Source organism: Neorhodopirellula pilleata (assembly GCF_007859915.1).
Lineage (GTDB): Bacteria > Planctomycetota > Planctomycetia > Pirellulales > Pirellulaceae > Rhodopirellula > Rhodopirellula pilleata.
On record NZ_SJPM01000008.1, the window covers coordinates 235,651 to 247,695 of the forward strand.

6 protein-coding genes and 1 tRNA gene (1 of these 7 only partly in view) are annotated in these 12,045 nt (G+C 55.3%); 4 read left to right on the top strand and 3 right to left on the bottom strand.

Going from position 1 to position 12,045, the window contains the following annotated elements:
• Positions 1 to 3,471, top strand: partial view of a tandem-95 repeat protein gene (locus Pla100_RS18720; protein WP_146579209.1) — the end only. Its footprint begins 26,391 nt before the window's first position; only the last 3,471 of its 29,862 coding nucleotides appear in the window; the start codon falls outside the window, past its left edge; the stop codon is at positions 3,469 to 3,471.
• An 875-nt stretch (positions 3,472 to 4,346) separates the two neighbouring features.
• Here the strand turns inward: Pla100_RS18720 and Pla100_RS18725 are convergent.
• Both Pla100_RS18725 and Pla100_RS18730 read right to left on the bottom strand, forming a co-directional pair.
• Positions 4,347 to 4,428: transfer RNA gene (locus Pla100_RS18725), tRNA-Ser, on the bottom strand.
• A gap of 49 nt (positions 4,429 to 4,477) precedes the next feature.
• Complete coding sequence (locus tag Pla100_RS18730; protein WP_231603214.1) at positions 4,478 to 5,740, bottom strand: ATP-binding cassette domain-containing protein; 1,263 nt, start codon at positions 5,738 to 5,740, stop codon at positions 4,478 to 4,480.
• 156 nt (positions 5,741 to 5,896) lie between these two features.
• Here Pla100_RS18730 and Pla100_RS18735 point away from each other — a divergent pair, with 156 nt between their 5' ends.
• On the top strand, positions 5,897 to 7,246 hold the full coding sequence (locus tag Pla100_RS18735) for an HlyD family efflux transporter periplasmic adaptor subunit (protein ID WP_231603215.1): 1,350 nt from the start codon (positions 5,897 to 5,899) through the stop codon (positions 7,244 to 7,246).
• On the opposite strand, the gene Pla100_RS18740 is transcribed toward Pla100_RS18735, so the two are convergent.
• Positions 7,243 to 9,174: a coiled-coil domain-containing protein gene (locus Pla100_RS18740; protein ID WP_146579210.1), complete on the bottom strand. Its 1,932-nt coding sequence runs from the start codon at positions 9,172 to 9,174 to the stop codon at positions 7,243 to 7,245. The genes Pla100_RS18735 and Pla100_RS18740 overlap by 4 nt on opposite strands.
• A gap of 543 nt (positions 9,175 to 9,717) precedes the next feature.
• On the opposite strand from Pla100_RS18740, the gene Pla100_RS18745 reads away from it, so the two are divergent.
• Both Pla100_RS18745 and mdoH read left to right on the top strand, forming a co-directional pair.
• Positions 9,718 to 9,990 (top strand): hypothetical protein, encoded by a 273-nt coding sequence (locus tag Pla100_RS18745; RefSeq protein WP_146579211.1) that lies wholly within the window; start codon positions 9,718 to 9,720, stop codon positions 9,988 to 9,990.
• A gap of 4 nt (positions 9,991 to 9,994) precedes the next feature.
• Positions 9,995 to 12,034 carry a glucans biosynthesis glucosyltransferase MdoH gene (mdoH, locus tag Pla100_RS18750; RefSeq protein WP_146579212.1) on the top strand — a complete coding sequence of 680 codons (2,040 nt, stop codon included), beginning with the start codon at positions 9,995 to 9,997 and terminating at the stop codon, positions 12,032 to 12,034.
• The last annotated feature ends 11 nt before the right edge of the window (positions 12,035 to 12,045 follow it).

Sequence of the window (12,045 nt, forward strand, 5' to 3'; positions counted from 1 at the left end):
GAAAACGTGTTCTTCGATGACACGAATGTTCCGGGTATCGCAGCTTTGCCGTCGTTAGAATCTCGAGCGATCAACGGTGTGGTTCCTTATCGCATCCGAGTCGAAGCCGTTAACGGCCCGCTCAACGGATTGCCACCAGGGCTCTTGGATCTGTATCTACCAGGCCCCGCCGATGAGCAATTGTCCCAAACGATGAGCCTCACCGATGACTTCGGTACGATCAGTGGCACCGACCGTTTAACCGACTTGGGCGGACGATTGGTGAAGGAGGTTTACAATGACGGAAACGGTAACCCGGTGTTGTTCTCGCTGTTGTATTATCCACCGACTGACGTCAATGAAGTGAATGACATCCCGGATACCTTCCGATACGTCGTCCGGGACAACGAGGGTGCGACCATCCAAGGTAACGTTCGCTTGGTTCTCAAACCGGTGAATGATGCCCCGGTCTTCACGCTGACAACCAATCCGATTCAGACCACCGAAGATTCGGTTGCTGGAGTCACGTTCAATCTGCTGCAGTCGCAAGGGGCGGGACGTCCGACCGCGACCGACGAAAACGATCCGGTCAATGGCCAAACGGTGACGTACACGCTCGTGCCCGTTGGCATGACGCCGGCTCAGATCAACGACGCCTTCACCACGCCTCCGACTGTCAACTCTCAAGGGCGTTTGACATTCGTGGCGGCGGAAAACGTAAGTGGTACCTTCACGTTCGAAATCACTTCACGTGATTCGGGCGAACCGACCGCGGTAGGTGGTGCTCAGCCTAACGGACGAGGCGACGTGAGTGTGTCTCATCTGCCAGGGGACGTGATCCCACAGTTCTCGTTCACGATCCTGGCGGTTAACGATGCCCCGGTCTTGAAGGCGGGTGAAAGTGACACGCTTGCCGTTCCAACTCGAGAGGACATCGCGATCAGCTTCACCGCTGCTTCGCTAACCGACGCGTTCCAAGGCGGACCAACGGTTGGTGCAGGCCTCGACACAGAAGTCGGACAAGTCGTTAGCGTCGTCCCAGGCTCGGGACTACCGACCGTCGACGGTGCATTTATCACACTGCCTAGTGGCGGAACCTTGACGCTCAATGGTGCGAACTACGATTACGTTCCTGCGCTCAATTTCGTCGGTACCGAGACGATCGTCTACATGGTAACCGATGATGGTGTCGTCGATTCGCCCAATGTGCCCGCGACGCTGGCCCTGACGACTACGGCGGTCAACGATAAACCTGTCTTGGCCCCTGGGGCAACCTTGAGCATCAGCAATCTCCTCGAGAACGCTGGGGTTCAATCGGTTCCGAACTGGTTGCAACGAGTTCTTGCCGGCCCGAGTAACGAGAGTGGACAAACACTCCCGCCAGCTAACGCGGTCATTACGCCACGAGAGATTTCGACCGGTGTCTTCGATCAAGAGTTCAGTCGATTGTTCGAAGGAATTATCGGTTCGGCAGCGAACGTGACCGTCGGTGCCAATGGCAGCCTCAACTTCACCGTCGCTCCGAACGTCTCGGGAACAGCATTGTTGACTTTGACGGTCATGGACGATGGCCCGAATGATTCCGCCAACGGCGACGTCAATACGGCTTCGTTCGATTTCGAAATTGTGATCGGGGATATCAACGATCCACCGACGTTCAATCCAGTGATCGCGGATCCGTTCACCGTTCTGGAAGATTCCGGTTTCAACTCGGCACAGTATGCCAATACGATCAGTGCTGGGCCGAATGAAATTCAGGATGTTGACTTCATCGTTACCGTGCCTTCGGCCGGCCAAACGCTGTTCACCTCGACGGGTCAACCAGCCATCGACGACAACGGGCAACTGACCTTTACGCTTGCTCCGAATGCCTCCGGTCAAACGACGGTTTCGGTTGTCCTGCAAGATGAGTTCGGTGCCCAGTCGCAGCCCGATACGTTCACGATTGTGGTCACCGGAAACGATGACAATGCAGTTGCGAACGACGACGGTACGAATGGCGAATTCACCACCACCGAGGACGCGATCGCGACCTTCTCGATCGATGACCTACTCGCCAATGATGTCGACGTCGACGGATTCAATACGATTCGCGTCTTTGAAGGCCAAGGTGGCTTCCTAAGCATTAGCCCGAACGATGCGTTGGTGACGTACAATCCGACGACAAGAATCGTGTCTTACAATCCGCTGCAGTCTCCGACTCTTCAAGCCTTGCCGAGCTCCTCGGTCAGCCAAGTGGTGACGTTCCGGTACACGCTTCAAAATGATGACGGATCGGCTGGTGACACCGCCACGGTGTCAATCACGCTGACCGGCGTCAACGACGCGCCAGTTGCTGACAACGATGTCATTTCAGTTCGCATGCAAGACGACGGCAACGGTGGATTCACGGCTCAGCCGCTGACGAACGCCGGCAATTCGATTTACGAGGGCGATTTGGATATCGACACCGGCGACCGTGTTGTCTTTGGCAGCATGTTCAATCCGGCCGACATCACGACGTCGTTCCAAGTCGTCTTGGAACCGCAATTCGGAAGCGTTGCTTTCAACTCGATTACCGGTGACGTCTCCTATACGCCTGGACCTAATTTCCCCGGCGAAGATTCGTTCCGTTACACGATCGCGGATTCAAACGGGCAACCAAGCGCTCCAGCGACCGTGCGAGTGGTCACGCGACCGACGACGGATACTCCAACGGTCAACCAAATCGTCACCGGCACCGCGGTGGGAGGACAAGCGGTCATCAATCTCAACGATGTGTTTGTCGCCCAATCCCCATTGGATCTGACATCCATCCAGATCACCTCGGGACCGACCAACGGCACCGCGGCGATCGTCAATGGTCAGATCGTCTACACGCCGAACCCGGCTGTTGTCGATGATCCATCCACTCCGAACGTAGACGAATCCGCCCCTGCCTACACCGGTCCGGACCAATTGACGTTCGTGGTGAGTGACCAGAACGGAATCTCTAGCGATCCCGTGACGATCAACTTCAATACGACGAACTTCCCGCAAACCAACCCTGCTGAGCCATGCGACGTCAACCAAGACGGCACCGTCACTGCTCTGGATGCGTTGTTGATCATTAACCTGCTCAACAACCGCCAAGGCGCTCAGGCGAATGGAATTCCGATTGCGGACGTCCTCAACGACGACTTCTTCTACGATACGTCCGATGACGGAGTCGTCACCGAGTTGGATGCCTTGCGTGTCATCAACAAGTTGAACTTGCAGGACGCTGGTGCTGGTAATCCAGAGCCGCTCGCTCCTGCTGGCAATCGCTCGTCCGTCACCACGAAGGCAACGCCGACCGTTGAGTTCCAAATCCTCTCAAGCGGATCGAAGTTCGTCGGTGGGTCGGAAAGCTCGTCCGGCGAAATCGATGTACTCGACTTGATTGCCAACGATCAAATCAAGAGCCAATCGGGGTCTGATAACGTTGATGATCGAACCGCGAGTCTCGACGCGGCCATCAGCGATTTGTTCTAGGCACTGATCGCGACGAAGGATTCGCTTCTTCAAGGCGGGCTTCCTAACAAGAAGCCCGCCTTTTTTCATACAATGACTCCCGGTCTCGGGTGTCACGATGTTGTCTCTCGGCGATCGGCCGTTTGCCAAATACCGACCCGTTGCACGATGGACCGCAGCGTTTGGACAAACTCTCTTTTGCATCGAGTCCCTGTCCAATGAAGCGAGTGCCGAGGTGGATCTATCGGGACGCAAACAGCCTGCCATTTTTCACAATGCGAGCGTCGTTGAACTGGAACACTGGCACCGATTGCGGTTTGAGGACGTTAACGCGATTCCTTGACGTGGCTAAGCAATCTTGAGCTTCCGGCTAGGACTAGAGCACTAACGATTACGCTCAAGATGGAATCGATGATCGCAATTAGAGCTTTGTCCAACTTTAGTCTTAGGATTAGCCGTTTTGGCGCTAGCGGGCTGTCGGTTTAGTGGTATCGCGACCCCTTTTCGTTTAACGGCAAGCCGTAGGCGTCAATTGGGGGCATCGCCGACGCCTTCGGCTTGCCGTTAAACGACTAAATCAACAGACCGCTAGCCACGGTTCCGTCGCAAGAACCGGGGCTAGCGGGCTGTTGATTTAGTCCTCATCGAAACCCGAAGCGTGAGCGAGGGATATATACAAAGGACTTAATGGCGATGAATCCCTCGCTCACGCTTCGGGTTACGATTAAATCGACACGCCGCTAGCGCCCAAACGGCTAATGTTGCCAACCCTAAAGTTGAATCTAGACAAAGCACCATGGCTCCTGGTGTTGGGATTCATTCGATTGTTCTCAATTTTGTTTACAAAAAAAAACACCCCCAAGAACGTGGAGTTCTTGGGGGTGTTTCGTCGTCAGCGGAGGACACGGGACTCGAACCCGCAACCCATTGCTGGGCAACTGATTTCGAATCAGCCTGCTAGCCATTCGCTTATCCTCCGTGGCTTTTTCGAATGTTCGTAGATTTGAGGCCGTTCGTCAAGATGGCTTTATTCGCTGAACAGCGTGCTGCGAACTTCTTCATCGAGCGATTTTCGCTGGCTCATGACTTGGCGGAACGTTTCGCCGTCGAGGCTGTAGGTGACCGTGTCGGTGACCGCGTCGACGTGGGCGTTGCGGGTATCCCCGGTTAGCAATGCGGTTTCGCCGAAGAAATCTCCTTCGCTCAATCGCGCGACTTCGGTGAACGAACGGTCGAATGCTGCCTTTTCGGCCCCCATGTGGCCCAGTTCCACGTCGGTCAAGGTTGGCCGTCGAACGGTCACCTCTCCTTCTCGAATAATGTAAAAACGATCACCGACTTGGCCGTAGGTGACGATCCGGTCGCCTGGGGCGTGTTCCTCGCGTTTCATCTTATGTGCGATCGCGGTGAGCGTCGGCACGCCGACGCTGGTGAATAAGTCGCAGCGATGCAGCATTTCGCCGAGTAGGGCCGCCTCACCCAGGTTGGTGTCACGGGCGATTTTACCGAAATCCATCTTCACAATCCGGTCGGCCACATCCAAGATGCGATTGTCGTGGGTCACGATGACAATCGCGGTGCCGTGCTCGCGAGCTTGTCGTTGAAACAATGTCACGACTTGCCGTCCGGATTCTTCGTCGAGCGCCGCCGTAGGTTCGTCCGCCAATAGAATGTCGGGGCGGTGGACCAGTCCGCGGGCGACGGCGACACGTTGTTTTTGACCCCCGGAGAGGTTTTTGGGTTTGTAGTGAATCCGGTCGCCCAAGCCGACCGACTGCAACATTTCCTCGCATCGTCGATTTTGTTGCTCTCGCGAAGCACCTCCAGGTTGCAATTCCAGCGCCATCCGAACGTTTTCGAGTGCGGTCAATGACCCGAACAAATTGTGAGCCTGGAAAATGAAGCCGAGTCTTTTTCGTAACGCGTTGATCTGTGCGGATCGAGCCTGGTGCAGCGGCTCGCCGAGGACGTGAAGGTGACCTTCCTGAACGCGGCGGAGCGTCCCGATGAGAGTTAACAGCGTGGTTTTTCCCGACCCGCTTTGCCCGGTCATGATCACGATCTCGCCCGGCTGAACCTGCAGATGGTTCTCGAAAAGCACCTGTTTCCGCGCGTCCCCACTCCCGTAATAGTGATTGACCCCGCAAACGTCGATTGCGGCGGAGCCGTCGAGCCTTCGGTCGGCCACCACGCTCTTGGATTTAAATCGGCGAAATAACTTGCCCGTCGCCGAATCTTTGGCCGTTCGGGTGAGGGCTCCCGCCCGAGAGAGGGTTTTGCGGCGATTCAAGACGATTCCCGCCGATTTTGAGGAAACGAGAGGATGGAAGTGAAATGTGTTGAGTTATTGTAGGACGGCCCGAATTATGCGGTCTGTCGAAATCCAGTTTTCTTGATTGTCGTCCCTTCATTACTCATCGCTCGCATTCTACTCGCCAGGAACCGCTTGGCTGACCGTACCTACATGTCGTTGCCCATTTTCCTCACGCTGCTTTTGCAACGATCCGCCAGCGATTCGGAATCCGGCGGCGGCGTACGCGGTGGGCTTGGCCGGCTGTCGGCCAGATGTCTTTGGCTTGGGATCGCGGTCAGTGGATTTGGAATGATCCTTGGATGCGACCGAATCCCACTTTTCTCCGATGACTCGACGTATCGATCGGCATCACCAGGGGCGGGGCACGATCCCGTTGATGAATCGTCGCAGCCGTCCGGCGGGTTTGCGGGAAAGATTGTCGCTCAAGGAACATTGCAGCCGCAAACCGGGGTCCTGCGACTGATGGCCCCACCGGGCGACCGGGTTATCCGCATTGCGGTGAACGAAGGAGAGATCGTCGAACCGGGCGATCTCCTCGTTGAACTCGAAAGCGCACGTGCCAAGCAAGTCGAGCTAGACGTTGCCCAAACCAAACTGGACGAAGGCAAGCAAAGGTTAGCGGCCGAAGCATCCGCGGCGCAGGCTAGGTTGCAGGTAGCACGAGCCAAACTGCGCCAATCCGAAGCGGAACTGCAACAAGCACAAACCAAACTACGGATCGCCGAAGGCGAGGGCGGCGAACTGGACTTGCTCCGACGAGCGGCCGACTTAGCACAACGGAAACTCGATCGCCTTCGTGATGCGGCGAACGATCCCTCTACCCGTCGCCTCGTTTCGGACGACCAACTCGAAGAAGAAGGTTTGAAGATCGAGGAATCCCGTGCCGGATACGAATCCGCCAAAGCCGACGCAAAGGATGCGATCGCTGCCGGACGACTAGCCGTCGAAGCGGCCGAGCAAGAAATCATCGCCGCCGAGCGAGCAATCGAAGCGGCCGCGGCGACCGGCAGCATCGGCTCGCTCGAAAAGCAAATCGAGTTATTGAAGTTGAGCCTGGAGATGGCCAAGCTCAAAAGCCCTATTCGTGGCCGTGTGCTTTCGATCGATTCGATGGTCGGTCAAGCAACCACTACAATGCCACTGATGCACCTTGCCGATACGACGGAGATGATTTGCATAGCCGAAATCAATGTCGCGGATCTGAATCGAGTCGAACCTGGACAAACCGCAATCATCACCAGCCCGGGTTTGGTTCAACCACTCACCGGAACGGTTCAGAAGATTCATCCGATGATCGCGGCACCCGGGTTATCCAACCCGTTTCCAATGGCGCCGGTGGACCGATATACCGGAGAAGCGACGATCAAGATCGAACCCGAATCCGTTCCCTTTGCGGCCCAACGAATTGAGATGCAAGTCGAAGTGGTTATCCGGATAGAGCCGACGCAATACGAAATGATTGACAGTCCGGCCTTGCCTTAAGCGGCCTTGCGTTCCTGATTGATCGTCAGGTTCGGCACATTGGCTCGTTTGCGTCGCAGATCTCGCATCGCGATCGCGTTCTCGTGCAATTGATTCTCTAGTTGGCGAACTCGATCCTGCATCGCACTGTTGGCGTCCAAACTCGATTCGAGCTCCGCCGAGACACGTTGCAACTGTTGAGCAAGATCATCCGCGTGGACCTGCATCACATCAATCTGGCTCTGAAGCGAGGAAACCTGAGGTTGATACCGACTGGCGGTATCGAGATCATTCGTCACGGCGTTCAGTTCGCCCTGCAATCGCTGGATCGTTTCGGTTTGTTCGGCCACAGTCGACTTGAGGCGTTCGAAGTCAGGACGGAACGATTGCAGACGCTGGATCTCGGCGCGGTGCCGCCGAATCGCATCGTCTTTCTCACCGATCATTCTTTCTTTCTCACCGATCAAGCTTTCTTTCTCACCGATCAAGCTTTCTTTCTCACCGATCATTCGTTGCAATGATTGGTTCTCGGACCGTTCGGCTTCCAGCGTTTCGGTTAGCTCGCGAGCCTTGGCACGCATGGTTTCGGTGGATTGATTGATGGCCGCGAGAGCGTTTTCATGTTGGAGCTTGAGCTTGCCGGACTCTTCGAGTTGCGCTTGCATCGCGTCCATTTGTGATTCCAGTTGAGCCAAGGCAGACTCGGCAGACACCCGTCCATCGATCGCTTCTTGGATCCGTGACGTCCGCTCGTCGAGCTGCTCCAGCAGTTCTTCGTGTTCGCTTTGCAGCGTTTGAACCTGGATGTCGGATTCTTGCAGCGACTTTTCGAGTTTCGCCATAGCTTCTTGTCGACTCTCGACGGCGGCTTTGTGCTTGGCCACATCGTTGATTGCGTTCTCGAACTGGTCTCGCAAGGAGTTGTACTCGCTTTGTAGCGACAGGTACTTTTCGCCGGTTTCGCTAAACTGGCTTTCGACCTCCATTCGTTCACTGGCGAACTGATCGCGTTGCGCAATCACGTGGTCGCGCTGCTCGATCGCTTCATCACGCAGGATCGTCAAGTCATGGCATCGCAGCTTGAGTTCTTCGATCTCACTGTTCAATTCTTCCTGACGCAACGTGGCGTCGGAATACTCGCGTACCGAGTCATTGAGTTGTTGGGCGAGCTCATCATGCTGCTCTTTCCACCGATCTCGATCACTCTGGATCTGTTGCAACTCAGTTTTGTTTTCCGCGAGTTCGTTTTCGATTTCTGCTTTGTCTCGAAGTTGGTGTTCGAGTTCAAGGATCGTGTTTCGAGATTGCTCGATCTGATCTTGTCGCTCCGAAACTGTTTCGCGAAGATCCGAGATAGTGTCGAGACGCTCAGCAAGTTCCGCTTGCAACAATTCATTGTTCTTTCCGAACTGATCGGCCAACGATTGTCGCTTGGCAATTTCGGAGCTCGCCGATTGGGTAGCTTCGACGAGACGCTTGATTTGATCGCTCGAGCTATGGTTGCGTTCTTCGGCCGACTTCAACTCAGTCCTCAAGTTTTCGATCACACGTTCCATTTCGGCGATCTGAGCAAACGCATCATCACGATGTTGTTCAGCGTCGGTACTCGCCATCTCGAATCGACTGTGCTCGGACTGCATTCTTCCCATTTCGGTTTGCAAAGCACTTGTATGTTCTTTTTCGCTAGCGAGGGCAGCTCGTAGGGCGTCGGCTTCATTGCGAAAGTCATCACGTTCCTGTTGAAACGAGTCGACGCGATGAGCCAATTCGAGGTACTGGTTTTTGCGATCTCGAGCAGCTGCTTTGGCTTTGGCGTACTTTGATTCGGCATCCTTGACCGATTGCAGATCCCGTGAGCGGTCTCGATACCACAGCAGATGTCCGACCAATATGCCTCCCATCACGAAAAGGAAGGCAGACAAAAAAGGGATTCCAATCCAAGTATTCATCACAGACTCCGCTATGCCTCTTCGAAAGGCTACTGGGTCGATAAGTTCAGGTGGAATTACGGAGGCACCGCAATCCAGACCGGGCTTTAGCAATTTACAAGAACACGTGTCCAGCCCAAAAAGTCGTGGCGATCTTCACAACCCGCCTAAACCAGAGATTGGATCAAAACAAACTACGTGGCTGCTAGGAAATGAGGCAGATTGACCAATTCCGTGCCAGGGGTGCTGCCGAATCGGCCTTGTTTGCGGACGTCGGGTGACCAAGCCAAAAATTCACTTAACAATTTCTTTCCGTGCACGGCTCGGCGAACATCACAGCAATGGTGCGAGAAGACCGAAATCTACGCTCGTAAGTGACATCGATCACCACTAGCGTCTGTGTCGTTCCAACGGTCCGGTTCCTGCTAGGGGGCGGAAGCGAGTCGGGCCGTTGGGCCTTCGGGCTCTGGCACATGGTTTGAACATTCTTGACTCTCAGTACCCGACTGAATCGGGTGAGACTGACAAAGTCAAACTCTTCTCTAGCTAATCGTGAGTCCCGAAATGAATCTTCTCGAACGATCCATCAACGATACGATCATCACTCCGATCGTTGTCAGCAGCCATTCGAACCGCGCCGAGGATACGATCCGCAGCGTTCCGGAACGTTGTTACCGCGAGATGCACCGGGCCGAGCCGATTCGCCCAGCGACGCTTTTTCAGTTGCACGCATGGACGCAACCGATCGCCGATGCCGGCCAATCATTGCTGCGGTTGATTCGTCGGCCCGCAAGTGAGCTGATCTTAATCCGTAATCGCGACCAAAAGAACAACTAATCTCATGTCACATTCCACGTCGGCGAACACGATTCGTGTTCGCGTTTTGGCGATCACCAGTTTGATCTGGATCGCCGGATGCGTCGGGTTCTATCGAGTCGTTTTAGCGGACGAAACGTTGCGATTCTTTGAATCGCTCAGCCTGATGCTTTTTGTCGTCTTGTTCGGCTGGATTGCGTTTTCCTTTTCGATGGCCCTCGAAGGGTTCATCGGGCGGATCACACGAACTCGTCGCCAAGCCGAGGATGACTCGGTGCGTCATTGGGACCAAATCGGTTCAAGCAATGCTGTCTTGGTTCCGGTATACAACGAATCGCCCAAGCGTGTTTTCGCGGCCGTCGCGGCGATGCGGGAACAGCTCGTTGCCAAACGCAATGGTGTGGATCGATTCGACTTTTATATCTTGAGCGACACGACTGATCCTGATGTTTGGTTGCAGGAAGAATGGTGTTGGTCGGAACTAGTCCGACAATTTCCAAGAGAATCGGAGCAAGATGATGCGGACTCAGCGGCGATCCACGTCTATTACCGCCATCGAACCCACAACACTGCTCGCAAGGCGGGCAATATCGCGGATTTTTGTGAGAACTGGGGCGGTCATTATGACCACATGATTGTTTTGGATGCCGACAGTCTGATGACCGGTGGGACCATGATCGAAATGGTCCGCCGCATGAAAGGCGATGACCGTTTGGGCATCCTTCAGGTTCCGCCCGTTCCGGTCGGACGGGCCTCGCTGTTCGCACGTTGGCAACAATTTTCCGCCGCCGTTTATGGTCCGATGTTCGCCGAGGGCTTCGACCGATTCGCGGGCGACCAAGGAAACTATTGGGGGCATAACGCGATCATTCGCGTCTCGGCATTCATGCGTCACTGCCAATTGCCGGTGTTGCCGGGCCCCGCACCGCTTGGTGGCGAGATCCTCAGTCATGACTTCGTCGAAGCATCGTTGCTGGTTCGAGCGGGCTGGAAAGTCAAAATCGCAAACGATCTTGGGGGGAGCTATGAAGAATGCCCGACGACGATCTTGGATTTCGTCAAGCGAGACCAACGTTGGTGTCAGGGTAACCTTCAACACTGGCAAGTGATGACGGCCGCGGGCATTCATCCGATATCGAGAATACATTTCCTCAGCGGTATGTTGTCGTACTTGGCGGCGCCGATTTGGATGATCTTTCTTGCCACGTCGGTCGTCGCAGCGGTTGTGAATGAACATTTCGGCCAATGGCCGATCGCCGGTGATGGCACCACCATCATGTTGGGGCTTTTCATTGGTTCGATGGGTCTACTGGTCGTGCCCAAGTTCCTTGCCTTAGTTGTAGCGATCTATGAATCGGACCGACGTCGCAGTCTCGGGGGGGCGATGCGATTGCTGATGAGTGTTCTGGTTGAGACCTTCGCATCGGTGCTGTTTGCGCCGATCATCGCGGTCTATCACACCCGATTTGTCATTTCGGTGTTAACCGGTCACAACGTCCAGTGGAACGCGCAACAACGAGATGAATCGGGCGTCTCGTGGGGCGAAGCGACTGCGCAGATGTGGCCGCTTAGCGTGGCCGGAATCGCCTTGGGCCTCTCGCTCGGAATCGCGCGACCGGAATGGCTCGGTTGGTTCTCACCGTTTGTCCTGGGTTGGGCGTTGTCGATCCCGATCGCGGTCGCGATGGGAAGTCGTCGCCTCGGCGTCGGCATGTTGCACGCCGGGTTGCTGCAAATCGCGTCCGAACGCCAACCCTTATCGATCCTAGCGAGGCACCAACATTGGATCGCCGAGATCGAGGCGTGGCAACGTGACGAAGCCTATGAACACCGGTCCTTGCTCGATCGTTTCTTAAGCGATGAATCCTTCCGCAATCAACACCTCGCCATCCTTCGTTCGGCCGGCAATCAATCGCCGGTGCAAGAGAACGAGCCCGAGTGGCGGACGAGGTGCGGTACTGCCGCTGCCGTCTTAACCGAACCGGCATCGACGCGCCGACGATTGCTAAGCGACGACGAATGGATCGAGTCCGTTGAGTTGAAAACCCGACGAGCGAGCGAGTGACCCAACGCGAT